We start from the raw sequence: 16186 nt of genomic DNA, 5'->3' as shown, positions 1-16186 counted from the left end.
ATGAAAATAGCGTACTTGATCCAGGCGCATAACAATGTCGCTCAGCTGCAGCGCTTGCTCGCGGCGCTCGACGGCGCGGACGTGTCGTTCTTCGTGCACATCGACAAGAAGGTCGATATCGGCCCGTTCGCCCACCTGGCCGCGCCCAACGTGACCTTGGTCGAACCCCGCGTGGCCGTCTATTGGGGCGACTTCAGCCAGGTCGAGGCGACCTTGGTGCTGATCGCGGCGGCCTTGGCCAGCCCGGCCGGCGCGACGCGGCTGGTGTTCCTCAGCGGCGCCGATTTCCCGATCCGCTCGAGCGCCGAGATCGGCCGCTTCTTCGCCGAACGTCCGCAAGCGGAGTTCATCAACACGGTGGCGATGCCGGCCGACGCGATGGGCAAGCCGATCTCGCGCCTGACGCGCTTCCATCCGCGTCCGAGCGCGCCGCGCGTGGTGCGCGGCCTGCAAAAGGTGATGCTGCGCCTGGGCGTGCTGCCGCGCGAGCGCGACTACCGCCAGCACCTGGACGGCCTGCAGCCTTACGGCGGCTCGAGCTGGTGGGCGCTGACGCGCGCCACCTGCGAACACATCCTGCGTTTCGTGGAGCAAAAACCGTCGGTGGTGGAATTCTTCAAGCATACCGCGTGTCCGGACGAATCGTTTTTCCAGACCATCGTCTGCAATACCGAAGCGGCCGCCCATGTGGTGCCCAACCTGACTTACACCGTCTGGGCGCCCGGCGCGGCCAGCCCGGAATACATGTCGGAGAAACACTTGCCGGTCCTGCGCGAGGCCGCGCGCACGCGCGTGACGACCTCGTTCGGCGAGACGGACATCCTGTTCGCGCGCAAGTTCTCCGACCAGCAGGCCGACGTGGTGGCGCAGTTGACGCGCCAGATCGCGCAGGACCAGGCGGCGCGGTAGGGCGGAAGGCCACGCCGCCGCAGCGCGCCGTCCGCGCCAGGGCCTCGATTCAGGAAGTGAGGAAGCGGCGCTGCCAGCGCCATGCGTCGGCGCACATCTGGTCGACGCCGCGCGTGGCCTTCCAGCCTAGCTCGCGCTCGGCCAGTTCGGTGGCCGCGTAGCACACCGCGATATCGCCGGGACGGCGGGCGTTGATGGTGTACGGAATCGGCTTGCCGCAGGCCTTCTCGAACGCGCGCACCATGTCGAGCACGCTGCTGGCGGCGCCGGTGCCGAGGTTGTAGGTCAGCACGCCGGGGCCGGCGGCCAGTTTCTCGAGCGCGCGCAGGTGGCCGACCGCCAGGTCGACCACGTGGATGTAGTCGCGCATGCCGGTGCCGTCGGGCGTCGGGTAGTCGTCGCCGAACACGGCCAGCCGCTCGCGCCGGCCCTCGGCCACCTGGGCGATGAACGGCAGCAGGTTGTTGGGGATGCCGCGCGGGTTTTCACCGATCTGTCCGCTCTCGTGGGCGCCCACCGGGTTGAAGTAGCGCAGCAGCGCGATGCCCCAGTCGGGCGCCGCGCGGGCGTGGTCGCGCAGGATGTTTTCGATCATCAGCTTGGAGCCGCCGTACGGGTTGGTGGTGCGCAGCGGCGAGTCCTCGGTGATCGGCACCGTGTCCGGATCGCCGTAGACGGTGGCCGAGGAGCTGAACAGGATCCGCTTGACGCCGAACTCGGCCATCGTCTGCAGCAGCACGATGCTGCCGTACACGTTGACGTCGTAGTAGCGCAGCGGCTGCGCCACCGATTCGCCGACCGCCTTCAGGCCGGCGAAGTGGATCACGGCGTCGAACGCGTGGGCGCCGAACACGGCCGCCATGGCCGCGCGGTCGCGGATGTCGGCCTCGACGAAGCCGGGCGCGCGCCCGCCGAGCTCGGCGATGCGGCCGACGACGCCGGCCTCGCTGTTGGACAGGTCGTCGACGATGACCACGTCGTGGCCGGCGTTGAGCAATTCGACGCAGGTGTGGGAGCCTATGTAGCCGGCGCCGCCGGTGACCAGAACTTTCATCGGTATTCCTTTTCCAGGGTTGACTTTGGGAGCGCTTGTTCGCGGGCTTGTTCGCGGGTTTATTCCGTATCGCGCTTGGAACGTACCCACTCGACCTGGCGGTTGACCAGGAAGCCGATATACACCGGCACCTTCCAGAACACATACAGCACCGCCATGGCCAGGTTGGCCGCGCTGAGGATCTTGCGGCCGTAGCGCCACCACGCCACTAGCACCGCCACGCCCAGCGCCGCCAGCAGCGCCGCGGCCGCCAACAGCGGTCCGGCGCCGCCGCCGAACAGCGCGAACACGGCGGTGAGCGCGCCCAGCGCCAGCACCATCAGCACCAGCAGCGCCAGCGGCGGCACGGCCAGGTCGAGCGCCATGCCGACCATGCCGGGGCGGCCCTTGAACACGCCTTCGAGCAGGAAGCGCGGCGCCGCCGACAGGATCATGCTCAGGTGGCCGTGCTCCCAGCGCTTGCGCTGGGTCTCGGTGCCGGCGTCGCTGGCCGGGAAGGTGCTCGACACCAGGGCCTGCGGACAGAACAGCGGCGGCGTGCCGGCGCGCGCCAGGTCCATGCCCAGCTTCATGTCCTCGACGATGTGGCCGTTGGCCAGCGAGGCCGTGCTGATGATGCTCCACGGGAAGGCCATGCCGCTGCCCATCAGCGGGCAGGGGATGCCCAGGCGCAGGAAGCCGAGCGGGCGCACCAGGTTCTTGACCGCCCAGGCGAATTCGGCGATTTTCTTCATCGGGCCGCTGCCCGGCGGCGAGCGCATCAGGTACAGCGCCTGCACCGGGCGGCCGCTGGCGACGGCGGTGCGCGCCAGGCGGTCGATCGCGCCGGGTTCGACCAGGCAGTCGGCGTCGACGATCAGCATCACCTCGGGCGGGTCCTCGGCCAGGCAGCGCACGCCGAAGTCGAGTGCGTAACCCTTGCCGCGCAGGTTGGCGTCGAAGCGCTCGCGCACCTCGGCGCCGGCGGCGCGGGCGGCGCCGGCGGTGTCGTCGGCGCAGTTGTCGGCCACCACCAGCACCCGGTCGCCGTCCTGCAATTGCGGCAGCAGGGTGGCGATGGTGGCGCCGACGCCGTCCTGTTCATTGTGGGCCGGCACCAGGATCGCGATCCGCGGCCGGCGTCCGGCCAGGGGCGCGCCGGGGCCGGGCGCGGCGATGGCCAGCAGCGATTGCGTCAGCAGCACCAGCACCGGCACCGCCAGCAGCGCCAGCACTATATAGAGCAGCCCCGCCAGCACGGCGCTCACGCGGCGCTCCGGGCGCCGAGGGCGTCGCCGGCGGCCACGCCGTTCGCTAAAATCACGCGCGCCGGCGCGCCGACGGCGGTGGCGCCGTCGGGCACGTCGCACAGCACCACCGACATGGCGCCGATGCGGGCGTTGTCGCCGATGCGCACGCCGCCGAGCACTTGCGCGTAGGCGCCGAATTCGACGTTGTCGCCGATGACCGGGGTCGGCCCGTCGGGATGGCGGTTGCCGATCGTGACGCCCTGGCGCAAGGTACAGTTGGCGCCGATGACGGTGTCGGCGTGCAGGAAAATATTACCGAAGTGCCAGATGCGCAGGCCCGGGCCGATGGTCGCGCTTTTCGGCAGGCTCACGCCGGTGGCCGTTTCGATCAGCCGGAACAGCGGCCAGTACAACGCCAGCGCCACCTTGCGCGCGGGGCCGGCGGGGCGGCGGTCGAGGCGGCGGCCGAGACGGTACAGCCAAACGGCCCAGATCGATTGTTCTTTCAAAAAAGGGCGGCGCAGCGCGTAGCGTTGCAGGTCCGCCGCCCAGTCCGGGTCGTGGCTCATGGCGTGTGGCTTTCGTGTCGGGGCAAGGCCGCCGCAGGTGGGCGACGGCATCAAAACATGTATTTTAATCCACTTGCCGGAGAGCCGTTGTTTTTTTGGTGCAGCGCAAAAGAAAAGGCGCATGGCCGACGCCGGGGGGCGTCGGGCATGCGCCGGAGCCCGCTCGCGCGGGCCGAAGGCGGAGCGCCTTATTTCTTGGCGGCGACCGTCGTGACCGTGTCCGGGGCGACCGCCAGCTCGGCGCGCACCGTCGAGACGGTGTTGACGCCGCTGGTGGCGATCAGCACGATCCAGCCGCCGTCAGGCCAGACGAAGCGGGCCGATTCGCCGTTGCCCAGGTTGCCCGACGTGAACTTGACCGTGTTGCCGGAGTAAACCATGACGCGGAGGCGGGCGCCGCCGGTGGCGGTGACGGAGAATTTCTGCGTGCTGCCGACTTTGGTCTTGGCCCAGGTAACCCGGGTCATGCCGCTGCCATTGCCGTTGCTGACCACGGTCGGGGTGGCCGATGCGGGGAACACCAGCGCCTGCGCCCACTGATCGAAGGTCGGCGTGGTGGTGCCGGAGGTGCGGCTCCACGGACCGCGCATCGACAGCGTGTTGATGCTGGCCGGGGCGGTGACGGTGATGGACTTGCCGTTGCCGTCGACCCAGCTCTGCGCCGAGACCACCTGGCGCAGGTTGGCCCGCATACGGTCGAGCTCGGCGGCGACGCTGTTGCTCCAGCCGTTAGGCATCAGGTTCAGCGGCGAGCCGGTTTCGGCGTAGATGGCGAACGGCGTGCCGGTGTTGCGGTCGACCACGTATGCGCCGTAGGTCTTGAGCGTGTCGGCGATCTTGCGCAGTTGCAGGTTACCGATCTTCGAGGTGTCGTAGCTGGCCGGCAGCATCATCAGCGCGCCCTGCGGGATCTTGCCGTAGTTGGTCTTGGTGGCGTCGCCGTCGGACGAGGTGGCCGGGTAGACGTACGGGTTGGTGGCCGACAGCGCGTTGTAGGTCAGCGACATGGCCAGCGCGTGCTTGTAGGTCGGCGCGCCGTCGTTGATTTCATGCGTGCGGATCAGGCCGGCGGCGGCGGGCACGCCGGTGGCGCGCGCGCCGTGGTAGTAGTGGGCCGGATCGCCCCAGCCGCTGCCCTTGGTTGGCGACCACGCGTACAGCGCCGCTTCCCACTTGCCGTTGACGTTCTTGAGCTGCCAGAACGAGTGGATGATGCCGGTGACCGGATCATAGATGTCGGCGTGGCCGTCGGCGCCCGTGGCCGGCAGCGTGTCGGTCGGCCAGCGTGGCAGGGTCACCGGCGCATTCGTCAGCGTGTCTGGATTGTTGGGGCCGGCAGCGCCGTTGCGGCCGGTCACGGTCACCGGTTTATCAGTGGTCTTGGCCAGGAACAGCCCGGTCGACCACGTGCCCCGTTCGATCGCCGGGTAGTAGCTCGACTTCGGGATTTCGTACGTGTCCAGCACCGGATTGATCGGGCGCGAGTTCCACGGCGACGTGGCCGCGAACGGTTTTTGGTAGCTTTCAAAGCCGGTGCTCGCCGGCGCGGCGGGGGTCTGGGCGCTGACGTTGAAGGCGAGCGCGCAAGTGCCGAGCATCGACCAGCCGACCAGTTTAGCGACATGTTGGCTAGAGGCGCCAGTTGATTTCCCGAAGAACATGATTAACTCCTGAATATAGATGAATGTGGAGGGCGTCAACCGCATCCCTGAAAAATATTATACACAGAAATTCTTGCCGCATGGAATTATTTGAACTTGCAGGTTTAAACCTGACGTATTCCTGCAAATAACCGCGGACCTGATGGCGGGCTTGTCATTTTCTATTTCCTTCCATTCAACGCCGGGGCGTCCGGACGGCCGGGACCGCGCTTCTTGCGTAAATAACACCGGGTATTTTTTAAAGTTAATATAATCAATATATTAATTAGTCCGGTTTGGCGGTTATTAAAGTATGGCGACCGCGATTAAATATCATGGGTATTAAAATAGAATTAAATAACATGCGGTGCGCGGGTCTTGATATGGTTCCGTAATTAGGCGCGCCGCGTTTGCGGCCGCGCAAACGTCCGCGCCGCCCGCTCATGCCAGCGGAGCGGGCCCGCCGGCGCCGGTCTGCTATATTTCGGTAGCGAAACGCAAGAGACGGGCGCAGGCCGGGAAATTTATGTGCACACGCAGCATTTTTGCTGGTAAAAATGTTGTTGCTATGTCATGATCCTACCGTTTAGTCCAGCGCGCGGGCCCCGGCGGGCCCCTGCGTTGCACGTGCCGGCCCCCGTCGGCGGACATTTTTTTTACCCATTTGAAGAGGACCATATATGAAGGCGATGATCTTGGCAGCAGGCAAGGGAACCCGGGTGCGCCCGCTGACGTTTGACTTACCGAAACCGATGATACCGGTGCTCGGCAAGCCGGTGATGGCCTACCTGATCGAACACCTGGCCAAATACGGCGTCAACGAAATCATGGTCAACGTCAGCTATCTGCACGAAAAGATCGAGGAGTACTTCGGCGAGGGCGACCAGTACGGCGTGCAGATCGGCTACTCGTTCGAAGGGTACACCAATGACAAGGGCGAGGTCGTTCCGGAGGCGCTCGGCTCGGCCGGCGGCATGAAGAAGATCCAGGAGTTCGGCGGCTTCTTCGACGACACCACCATCGTGCTGTGCGGCGACGCCGTCATCAACCTGGACCTGAAGTCGGCGCTGTTCGAGCACCGCCGCAAGGGCGCCAAGGCCAGCGTGATCTGCCGCGAAGTGCCGTGGGACAAGGTCGAGAGCTACGGCGTGGTCGTCAGCGACAAGAACGGCGCCATCCAGCAATTCCAGGAAAAGCCGAAGCAGGAGGACGCGCTGTCGAACTTCGTCAGCACCGGCATCTATATCTTCGAGCCGGAGATCCTCGACCTGATCCCGGCCGGCAAGGTGTTCGACATCGGTTCCGAGCTGTTCCCGCTGCTGGTCGAGAAGGGCGTGCCGTTCTTCTCGCAGAACCGCACCTTCAGCTGGATCGACATCGGCAGCGTCAAGGATTACTGGGAAGTGTCGCAGAGCGTGATGATGGGCGAGGTGGCCCACATGGACGTGCCCGGCATCCAGCTGGCCGACGGCATCTGGGCCGGCCTCAACACCAGCATCGACTGGGAGGGCACCACCATCGAGGGCCCGGTCTACATCGGCTCGGGCTGCAAGATCGAGGCCGGCAGCACCATCATCGGCCCGACCTGGATCGGCCACGGCAGCCATATCTGCGCCGGCGCCAACATCGTGCGCAGCGTGCTGTTCGAGTACACCCGCGTGTTACATAACGTAAAACTGGACGAGATGATCGTCTTCAAGGATTATAGTGTCGACCGCGCGGGCGAGATGCGCCATGTGTCAGAGTATGGCGATGGCGAGTGGACCAACGCCCGCGACCGCCGCAACAAGCGGCGCAACCCGGCCGAGGCCGATAAATAACAAGGAAGTTGCATGAAAATTTACCCGGTAATCCTGTCCGGCGGCGCCGGTACCCGGCTGTGGCCGTTGTCGCGGGCCGTGCTGCCCAAACAGCTGCTGCCGCTGGTGTCCGATAAGACCATGCTGCAGGAAACCGTGCTGCGCCTCGACGGCGGGGCCGCTTTCGCGGCGCCGCTGATCGTTTGCGGTAACGAACACCGCTTCATGGTGGCCGAGCAGTTGCGCGAGATCGGCGTCCAGCCGCTGGGCATCCTGCTCGAATCGGCCGGACGCAACACCGCGCCGGCCGTGGCCGCCGCCGCGCAATATCTGCGCGGCATCGACCCCGAGGCGCTGATGCTGGTGTTGCCGGCCGACCACGTGATCACCGACCGCGCCGCCTTCCACGCCGCCATCGCCAGCGCGGCCGAACTGGCCGGCGCCGGCGCGCTGGCCACCTTCGGCGTGGTGCCGACCGCCCCGGAGACGGGCTATGGCTACATCCACCGCGGCGCGGCGGCCGGCGCCGCCTACCAGGTCGACCGTTTCGTCGAGAAGCCGGACCTGGAGACGGCCCGCGGCTTCCTCGCCGACGGCGGCTATTACTGGAACAGCGGCATGTTCCTGTTCCGCGCCGAGCGCTACCTGTCGGAGCTGGCGCTGTTCGCGCCGGCCATCGCCGGCAGCGCCGAGGAGGCCGTGCGCAAGGCCTACCGCGACATGGACTTCTGCCGCCTGGACGAAGCCGCCTTCGCCGCCTGCCCGTCCGATTCGATCGATTACGCCGTCATGGAGCGCACGCAACACGCGGTGGTGGTGCCGGCCGACATCGGCTGGAGCGACGTCGGCTCGTGGTCGGCGCTGCGCGACGTGCTGCCGCATGACGCGGACGGCAACGCCACCCGCGGCGACGTCTATCTGGACGGCGTGAGCGACTCGCTGGTGCGCGCCGAGGGCCGCATCGTGGCGCTGGTGGGGGTGCGCGACCTGGTCGTGGTCGAGACCGCCGACGCGGTGCTGGTGGCCCACAAGGACCAGGTGCAGCGCGTCAAGCAGATCGTCGAGCATTTGAAAACCTCCGAGCGCACCGAGCACCTGCACCACACGCGGGTCTACCGCCCGTGGGGCTCGTACGAGGGCATCGACGCCGGCGACCGCTTCCAGGTCAAACGCATCACGGTCAATCCGGGCGGCAAGCTGTCGCTGCAGATGCACCACCATCGCGCCGAACACTGGGTGGTGGTCAGCGGCACGGCCCGCGTGACCTGCGGCGACAGCGTCACCTTGTTGTCGGAAAACCAATCGACCTACATTCCGATCGGCATGAACCACCGGCTGGAAAACCCCGGAAAACTGCCGCTGCACCTGATCGAGGTGCAGTCCGGCAGCTACTTGGGCGAGGACGACATCGTCCGCTTCGAGGACGTCTACCAGCGCGCCTGACGCGAAAAAGCCCGGCCGCGCGGCGGCCGGGCTTGTCGATGCTCCGCCACGCCCGCCTTTCGGCGGGCGTTTGCGTTTATCCCTGCTGTTCTATTGCGTCTGCGCCGAGCGTTCGGCGCCGGCGTCGCCGGTCACGGTCTGCGTCAGGTAGGTCACGGCGCTGCGGCTGTAGCTCGGGCGCATGTGCAACGGGTCGGTGTAGATCGGCGCGCCGGCCGCGTCGAGCACCGGGCACTCGTTGTTTTTGCACAGATACTGGCTCGGGTCGATCACCTGGGCGCCGTTGGCGGCGGCGATGGCCTGCAGCCGCGAGCGCGTCTTGGCGTTGTCGGCCAGGAACTTGTCGAGCTTGAGGGGCTCGATGCGCGGCAGCGGCTGGATGCTGCGGAAGCGCGAACCCTCGTACATATTGCGCGGATCGTACATATTGCCGCTGGGCGGTTGCAGCACGATGAATACCCGCTTGCCCAGCTGGCGCAGGTGGCGCACCGTGTCCTCGAACGAGGCGTAGGCCAGCTCGTGGGCTTCGGCCGACGGGAACGCCAGCTTGCCCTTGCCGGTGTCGTACTCGATCTCGTGGTTATAGCCGGCGAAGTGCACGTGCCAGGCCGCGCCGATGACCACGGTGGTCACGTCCGGCTGGCTGGCCAGGTCGTAGGCCGAGGCGATCGCCTTGCGGCACTGCGGGAAGCGGATCAGCGGCAGGCGGATGGCGTTGAGGATGGGCGGGCAGCCGCCGGCCGTGGCGAACACCACCTTGTTATAGCGCTGCGGCGCCGACGCCGTCAGTTGCTCCATCTGCGGGCCGTACTGCTGGATCAGCGAGTCGCCGATGAACACCGTCTTGCCGGGGGCCCCGGCGGCCAGCTGCTGGAACACGATGCCGTTGTGGCGCAGCGGCGTGAAGCGCTGGCCGGGGAAGTCGAAGTCGTTGAGCGCGTTGAGGTAGATGTCGCTGCCGTGCACGTCGATGCGTTCGCGCAGCGCGCCGGCGCCGACGGCGATGCCGAGCGAGGCCATGACGACCATGCCGGCCGTCAGCCCGCCCACCACGCGCCGCTTGGAGGCGACGCCGCGCAGCGGGATCTCGACGAAGCGGTAGGTCAGCCAGGCCAGCGCGAGGGCGCCGGCCATCAGCGCGATCTTGAGCTGGTAGGACGGCTTTTCACCATAGATGATGTAGGCGAACGACAGCAGCGGCCAGTGCCACAGGTACAGCGGGTAGCTGATCAGGCCGATGCGCGTGGCCAGCCAGTTGCCCAGCACGACGCGGTTGATCAGGGTGGTCGGGCCGGCCATGATCAGCAGGAAGGTGGCCGACACCGGCAGCAGCGCCCACCAGCCGGGGAACACCGCCTGCGGCGTGATCAGCGTGAACGAGGCGACCATCAGCAGCGCGCCGGCGATCGACGCGGCGCGCTTTTGCTTGTCGCTCCAGGCCGGACGGTGCAGGTGCAGGTAGGCGCCGACGCCGCCGGTCATCAGTTCCCAGAAGCGCGACAGCGGCGAGTAGAACGCCGCCGTCGGGTTGTCGTAGACGGTGCCGAGGTTGACGGCCATCGAGGCGGCGAACACCAGCCCCATGACGATGGCGAAATTGAGGCGCTTGCGCATGACGGCCCACAGGATCAGCGGCCACAGGAAGTAGAACTGTTCCTCCACGCCCAGCGACCACAGGTGCAGCAGCGGCTTGGTGGCGCCCGAGTTGTCGAAGTAGCCTGACTCGAACCACAGCACCAGGTTGGCGATGAAGCCGCCGCCGGCGGCGATGTGCGTGCCGACCTGGCGGAATTCGCCGCGCAGCAGGATGTACCAGGCCACGGCCAGGGTCGCGGCCATCATCACCAGCAGCGCCGGGAAGATGCGGCGCACCCGGCGCGAGTAGAAGTCGAACAGGCTGAAGGTGCCCGCCTCGAGCTGGGTCAGCAGGATAGAGGTGATCAGGTAGCCGGAGATGACGAAAAAGATGTCGACGCCGACGAAGCCGCTGACAAACCAGAGCGGCCAGCAATGGAACAGAATAACGGCCAGCACGGCGACGGCGCGCAGGCCGTCGATATCCGGACGATATTTGACGGCGTGGCTGCCGGGTACGATGGGTGCGGTGCGCAGAATAACCTCCTGAAAATTTTGGACTACCCGAAAATATGTGCCGGCGGCGCCGGAAACCGTGTGTGCGATCGGTCGTTGTATGGTCCATGGGCCGTCTGCCGGGTTGCAGCGGCGCGTGGTATTGCTTGACTGCCAGCTTTGTGGCATTTAAGAAAAGCGCTGTCCACCCAAAATTGTAATGTTGTTAAACGCTTCGTGCAGCATATTTTTTACGCGATTGGTTAAATGGACACGCGGGGCTGCGATGCTGTGGCGTTTTTTGTGTTTCCTAAAAATAACATTTCCCGTAGCGCATGATCGAAGACAAGTCTTTGATTGTTAAGTAAATATTTTTAAATGACGAGTTCGCTCGTAGTGGATTGCAAGCTGCAATTTCGTATCGCGAAATGCAAAAATGTCGCGCTGCAATATTTTTTTCACGCTGTGAAAAGACTTTCAAAAAAAATATGTAAAATAAAAAAAGAGCAACTAAATGGCTAGCTTTATGATATGATGATGTCTAGTTGCTAGTGAATAAACAAGTGGCCGGCTCCGGCGGCCTATAATCTACTAAGGAAATTTTAATGAAACTGAAACATATCTTCGCCGCAGTACTGGCCGCCGCTTCGTTCAACGTCATGGCTGCCGATCAGTCCGTACAAATCTACGTGACCCCGCCAACCAGCGATGACAACCACTTCAACGGCAAGGCCGTTGCTGGCGACGGCTTGCTGTCGGGTGGCAGCGACGTCATCACCTTCACCGGCCTGGCTGCTGGTTACTACCTGGTGGACGTCAGCGTCAGCGGCCAGAACCTGACCTGGTCGGCACAGTCGAACCTGAACGGCGTTCCTGGCGAACTGACCTCGGCCGGCAAAGGCCGTTACGCTTTCTTCAGCTCGAGCCCGGCGTCGTCGTTCACGCTGAACCTGTTCGGCACCCCGCTGGCCGGCGCCACCTACAGCGGTGACGTGACCGTGACCGCCGTTCCAGAAGCCGAAACCTACGCAATGATGCTGGGCGGCCTGGGCCTGCTGGGCTTCATGGCTCGTCGTCGCAAAGCTAAAAACGCCGCTTAATAGGCACCGCGTTCGCCGCGGCCGCGCCCAACGGCGCGCGCGGCATGAAAAGCCCCGGCTACGCCCCGGGGCTTTTTTTATTTTTACGGCCATCTTTCTGCCTCTATAATGATGCAAGTCCGATCACGCCGATCGGCGCAAGCGGAGGAGGGACGGTGCGCGCTACGCCCTGTGACACACGTGGTACACCGGTCGCCGGCGCCGTCATCGCCGCGCTGGCGCTGGGACTGGCATGGGCAGGTCCGGCCGCCGCCGCGCTGGCGCCTTCCCAGCTGGCATTGGTCGTCAACGATGACGAACCGAACAGCGTCGCCATCGGCGCGCTCTACCGCGATGCCCGCGCCATTCCCGAAAAAAATATCGTCCACGTGCGCATCCCCAAGTCGCCGCGCCAGCTCACGCCGGAGCAATTCGCCCCGCTGCGCCAGCACATCCTCGACCGGCTCGGCCCCGATATCCGCGCCGTGCTCATGGTGTGGACCGCGCCGTACGCGGTCGGCTGCAATTCGATCACCTCGGCGCTGACGCTGGGCTACGACGCCGCCCAGTGTTCGGCCCCTTGCGGTCCGGGCAAGCCCAGCGGCTGGTTCGGCGCCGACCAGGTCTCGCCGGCCATGGCGGCGATGAAGATCAGCATGCTGATGCCGACCGGCTCGGTGCCGCTGGCCAAGGAGCTGATCGCCCGTGGCGGCACCCGCTACTTCCGCTTCCCGGTCGCCAGCGCCTACTACCTGACCACGTCCGACAGCTTGCGCAGCGTGCGCTCGCGCCTGTTCCCGCCGGCCGGCAAGGTGGCCTCGCACGATTTGACGATCAAGCGGCTGAGCGCCGACGCGCTCGAGGACGCGCAGGACATCATGTTCTACCAGACCGGCATGGTCAAAGTCGACAAACTCGACACGCTGCGTTTCCTGCCGGGCGCGCTGGCCGACCACTTGACCTCGACCGGCGGCGACCTGCTGGGCGAGGGCCAGATGAGCAGCCTGCGCTGGCTCGAGGCCGGCGCCACGGCCAGCTACGGCACCGTGTCCGAACCGTGCAACCACGTGCAGAAATTCCCCCATCCGACCGTGCTGCTGAAACGCTACCTGAGCGGCGACAGCGCCATCGAGGCCTACTGGAAAAGCGTGGCCTGGCCGGCGCAGGGCGTGTTCATCGGCGATCCGCTGGCGGCGCCGTATGCCCGCTGAGCCCGGCGGCGGAGCGTAGCGGGGCGCGCGTTGGCGCCGATGCAACACTTGATACATGTGAAACATATCGCTGTCATGAGGCGGTCATGACGATGTCATAATATGCAAATTGCTATATTTAATAACAATGCTCACCTGGACCGTTCATGACAACTCTCCGTATTCCATCCATCCCCCGCGCCGTCGCCACCCCGGGCCGCCGCACCCTGATCGCCGCCGCGCTGTCGGCTGCCCTGTCGGCGTCCGCGCTGGCCGCGTCGCCGGTCGTCATCAGCCAGGTCTACGGGGGCGGCGGCAATTCCGGCGCCACCTTCAAAAACGATTTCATTGAACTGTTCAACCGCGGCGACGCCGCCGTCGACATCACCGGCTGGAGCGTGCAGTACGCCAGCGCCGCCGGCGGCACGTGGGCGGTCAGCAAGGTCACCGGCAATGTCACCTTGCAGCCGGGCCAGTATTTCCTGCTGCAACAGTCGGCCGGCAGCGGCGGCACCGAGAGCTTGCCGACCCCGGACACGCTGGGCTCGCTGGCCATGGGCGGCAGCGCCGGCAAGGTCGCGCTGGTCAACAACAGCACCGCGCTGAGCGGCGCCGCGCCGTCGAGCGCCTCGCTGGTCGATCTGCTGGGCTATAACGCCGGCTTCTTCGAGGGCGCCAACGGTCCGGGCCTGAGCAACACCACCGCCGCGCTGCGCGCCGCCGGCGGTTGCACCGACACCGACAACAACGCCAACGATTTCGCCACCGGCGCGCCGACCCCGCGCAACAGCGCCACCGCGCTGCGTCCGTGCGGCGTGCCGCAGGCGCCGCCCATCGTGGCAAGCTGCCCGGCCAACCTGGCGCTGGCCTTCGGCGTCGACGGCAGCGCCGAACTGAGCGCCACCGACGCCGACGGCATCGTCAACAGCGCCGCCATCACGGCCGGCGCCGTGCCCGGCATCAGCCTGGTCAACTTCCTGGCGGCCGGCGCCGCCGGCGGCACCGCCAGCGCCACCCTGGGCGTGGCCTCCAGCGTCCAGGCCGGCAGCTATCCGGTGGTCGTCACCTTCGGCAACGACCAGGCCCAGCAAGCGATCTGCACCATCAACGTCAGCGTCGCCGCGCCGGCCACGCTGACCCACACGATCCCGCAAATCCAGGGCAGCGGCGACACCAGCCCGTACGCCGGCACCGTCCAGACCACCGAGGGCGTCGTCACGGCCAAGGTCGGCACCAGCTTCTTCATCCAGGACGAGAACGGCGACGGCGATCCGCTGACCTCGGACGGCCTGTTCGTCTTCACCACCGCCGCCAACACCGGCACCGTGCAGATCGGCGACCGCGTGCGCATCAGCGGCACCGTCACCGACTACGCGCCGGTGGCCGGCGGCCGCGTCTACACCGAACTGACCGCCATCACCGCCATCGTCAAGCTGGCCGGCGGCATCGCCGTCACGCCGACCAACGTCACCCTGCCGCATCCGAACCTGGGCCAGCTCGAAGGCATGCTGGTGCGCTTCACGTCGCCGCTGACGGTCAACCAGCTGCAATACCTGGGCGACCGCGGCGAAGTGACCCTGGCCTCGGGCCGGCTGGAGACGGCGACCAATAAATACCGCGCCGGCACGCCGGAGGCGATCGCGCTGGCCGCCGCCAACGCGCGCAACCAGATCATCCTCGACGACGGCATCTTCACCACCCCGAGCGTCATCCCCTACCTGGGCGCGGACGGCTCGCTGCGCGCCGGCGACACCGTCGACAACCTGACCGGTGTGATCGACTTCGGCGCCAAGGGCGGCGGCGGCGCGGGCTTCAAGCTGCAGCCGACGGTCGCGCCGGTGTTCTCGCAGGACAATCCGCGTCCGGCCGCGCCAGTGCTGGCCGCCGGCAACGTCAAGGTCGCCAGCGCCAACGTGCTGAACTACTTCACCACCTTCACCAACGGCACCGACATCACCGGCGCCACCAGCCAGGGTTGCGTGATCGGCGGCGGCGCGCCGTCGCGCTCGAACTGCCGGGGCGCCGACAACATCACCGAGTTCAACCGTCAAAGCGTCAAGATCGTCGGCGAGCTCAAGGCGCTCGACGCCGACGTCTACGGCTTGATGGAGATCCAGAACAGCGGCGACTACTCGGTCACCAAGCTGGTCGACGCGCTCAACGAGGCGATCTCGCCGGGCACCGGCCTGAAGACCTACGCGGTCGTGCCGCAGCCGCCGGCCACCGGCACCGACGCCATCCGCGTGGCGATGATCTACAAGCCGGCCACCTTGACGCTGGTCGGCAACGCGCTGTCCGACGCCGACGCCATCAACAACCGGCCGCCGATGGCGCAAACCTTCAAGGCGGCCAACGGCGGCAAGTTCTCGCTGGTGGTCAACCATCTGAAATCCAAGGGCAGCTGCCCGGCCGCATCGAACGTCGACGGCGACAAGGGCGACGGCCAGAGCTGCTGGAACGCGACCCGCGTACAGCAGGCCCAGCGCCTGGTCGACGTGTTCGTGCCGCAGGTGGTGGCCGCCGCCGGCGACGCCAAGGTGCTGCTGATCGGCGACTTCAACGCCTACGGCCACGAGGACCCGGTGCAGGCCATCGTCAACAAGGGCTATGTCAACCAGCTCGAGCGCTACATCCGCGGCGCCGGCGCGATGCCGTATTCCTACGTGTTCAACGGCGAGGCCGGCTACCTGGACCATGCGCTGGCAAGCGCCGCGCTCAACGCCTCGGTGGTGGACGCGGCCGAGTGGCACAACAACGCCGACGAGCCGACCGTGGTCGACTACAACACCGACGGCAAGCCGCAGGACAAGTACACCGCCGCGCCGTACCGCGCCTCGGACCACGATCCGGTGGTCGTCAGCCTGAACCTGCCGGCGCCGGCGCTCGACATCACCGCCGGCGTGCGCGGCGTCGGCTCGGGCCTGGTGTACACGCGCCTGACCGGCCGCTGGAGCGGCAGCTACGCCGTCACCAACACCGGCACCAGCGCCATCGGCGGCCCGCTGCAGATCGAGCTGGGCGGCCTGGCGGCCGGCGTCACCCTGGTCAACGCCAGCGGCAGCCACAACGGCGCGCCCTACATCACCGCCGACGTCGGCTCACTGGCGCCCGGCGCCACCATCACCGTCCCGCTGAGCTTCACCAAGACCGGCGCGGCCGGCATCAGCTACACGGCCAAAATTTACAGCGGCAATTTCTAAGGAA

The 16186-nt window shown here is 66.4% G+C and carries 11 protein-coding genes; 6 read left to right on the top strand and 5 right to left on the bottom strand.

Translation table 11 applies throughout. The annotated features are described in order from the left end of the window. Positions 1-909, top strand: coding sequence for a beta-1,6-N-acetylglucosaminyltransferase (locus MRBLMU1_RS04020; RefSeq protein ID WP_363497377.1), 909 nt, complete (start codon positions 1-3; stop codon positions 907-909). Between the two features lie 49 nt (positions 910-958). Here MRBLMU1_RS04020 and galE read toward each other — a convergent pair whose 3' ends face one another. The 4 genes from galE to MRBLMU1_RS04000 form a co-directional block, all read right to left on the bottom strand. Then, entirely contained in the window at positions 959-1963 is a 1005-nt protein-coding gene (galE, locus tag MRBLMU1_RS04015) for a UDP-glucose 4-epimerase GalE (protein ID WP_363497374.1), read from the bottom strand. Between the two features lie 59 nt (positions 1964-2022). Continuing rightward, positions 2023-3210, bottom strand: a complete 1188-nt coding sequence (locus MRBLMU1_RS04010) for a glycosyltransferase family 2 protein (RefSeq protein WP_363497371.1) — start codon at positions 3208-3210, stop codon at positions 2023-2025. After that, complete coding sequence (locus tag MRBLMU1_RS04005) at positions 3207-3761, bottom strand: serine O-acetyltransferase (protein WP_363497368.1); 555 nt, start codon at positions 3759-3761, stop codon at positions 3207-3209. The genes MRBLMU1_RS04010 and MRBLMU1_RS04005 overlap by 4 nt, the downstream gene beginning before the upstream one ends. A gap of 188 nt (positions 3762-3949) precedes the next feature. Further along, complete coding sequence (locus MRBLMU1_RS04000; protein WP_363497365.1) at positions 3950-5422, bottom strand: Atrophin-1 multi-domain protein; 1473 nt, start codon at positions 5420-5422, stop codon at positions 3950-3952. Between the two features lie 659 nt (positions 5423-6081). Here MRBLMU1_RS04000 and MRBLMU1_RS03995 point away from each other — a divergent pair. Together MRBLMU1_RS03995 and MRBLMU1_RS03990 are read left to right on the top strand one after the other, a co-directional pair. Next, positions 6082-7221, top strand: a complete 1140-nt coding sequence (locus MRBLMU1_RS03995) for an NDP-sugar synthase (RefSeq protein ID WP_363497362.1) — start codon at positions 6082-6084, stop codon at positions 7219-7221. Positions 7222-7233: 12 nt separating this feature from the next. After that, complete coding sequence (locus tag MRBLMU1_RS03990; protein WP_363497359.1) at positions 7234-8643, top strand: mannose-1-phosphate guanylyltransferase/mannose-6-phosphate isomerase; 1410 nt, start codon at positions 7234-7236, stop codon at positions 8641-8643. Positions 8644-8733: 90 nt separating this feature from the next. On the opposite strand, the gene MRBLMU1_RS03985 is transcribed toward MRBLMU1_RS03990, so the two are convergent. After that, positions 8734-10902 (bottom strand): acyltransferase family protein, encoded by a 2169-nt coding sequence (locus MRBLMU1_RS03985; protein ID WP_363497356.1) that lies wholly within the window; start codon positions 10900-10902, stop codon positions 8734-8736. A gap of 416 nt (positions 10903-11318) precedes the next feature. Between MRBLMU1_RS03985 and MRBLMU1_RS03980 the strand changes: the two genes are divergently transcribed. The 3 genes from MRBLMU1_RS03980 to MRBLMU1_RS03970 all read left to right on the top strand — a co-directional run bounded on the left by MRBLMU1_RS03980 (position 11319) and on the right by MRBLMU1_RS03970 (position 16182). Continuing rightward, positions 11319-11813, top strand: coding sequence for an FxDxF family PEP-CTERM protein (locus tag MRBLMU1_RS03980; RefSeq protein WP_363497353.1), 495 nt, complete (start codon positions 11319-11321; stop codon positions 11811-11813). Positions 11814-11968: 155 nt separating this feature from the next. Then, the gene (locus MRBLMU1_RS03975; protein WP_363497350.1) at positions 11969-13003 is read left to right on the top strand and encodes a TIGR03790 family protein; all 1035 of its coding nucleotides are present in this window, start codon (positions 11969-11971) and stop codon (positions 13001-13003) included. A gap of 146 nt (positions 13004-13149) precedes the next feature. Beyond that, positions 13150-16182, top strand: coding sequence for an ExeM/NucH family extracellular endonuclease (locus MRBLMU1_RS03970; RefSeq protein ID WP_363497347.1), 3033 nt, complete (start codon positions 13150-13152; stop codon positions 16180-16182). The last annotated feature ends 4 nt before the right edge of the window (positions 16183-16186 follow it).

The sequence above is a fragment of the Burkholderia sp. LMU1-1-1.1 genome (genome assembly GCF_040675865.1).
Taxonomy (GTDB): domain Bacteria; phylum Pseudomonadota; class Gammaproteobacteria; order Burkholderiales; family Burkholderiaceae_D; genus Rugamonas.
This window is presented reverse-complemented; position numbering and strand designations above follow the sequence as displayed.

Excerpts from the sequence above, each read along its gene's own strand:
- MRBLMU1_RS04020 (WP_363497377.1), top strand. The coding sequence starts at position 1 with ATGAAAATAGCGTACTTGATCCAGGCGCATAACAATGTCGCTCAGCTG.
- galE (WP_363497374.1), bottom strand. The coding sequence starts at position 1,963 with ATGAAAGTTCTGGTCACCGGCGGCGCCGGCTACATAGGCTCCCACACC.
- MRBLMU1_RS04005 (WP_363497368.1), bottom strand. The coding sequence starts at position 3,761 with ATGAGCCACGACCCGGACTGGGCGGCGGACCTGCAACGCTACGCGCTG.
- MRBLMU1_RS04000 (WP_363497365.1), bottom strand. The coding sequence starts at position 5,422 with ATGTTCTTCGGGAAATCAACTGGCGCCTCTAGCCAACATGTCGCTAAA.
- MRBLMU1_RS03995 (WP_363497362.1), top strand. The coding sequence starts at position 6,082 with ATGAAGGCGATGATCTTGGCAGCAGGCAAGGGAACCCGGGTGCGCCCG.
- MRBLMU1_RS03990 (WP_363497359.1), top strand. The coding sequence starts at position 7,234 with ATGAAAATTTACCCGGTAATCCTGTCCGGCGGCGCCGGTACCCGGCTG.
- MRBLMU1_RS03985 (WP_363497356.1), bottom strand. The coding sequence starts at position 10,902 with ATGCCACAAAGCTGGCAGTCAAGCAATACCACGCGCCGCTGCAACCCG.
- MRBLMU1_RS03980 (WP_363497353.1), top strand. The coding sequence starts at position 11,319 with ATGAAACTGAAACATATCTTCGCCGCAGTACTGGCCGCCGCTTCGTTC.
- MRBLMU1_RS03970 (WP_363497347.1), top strand. The coding sequence starts at position 13,150 with ATGACAACTCTCCGTATTCCATCCATCCCCCGCGCCGTCGCCACCCCG.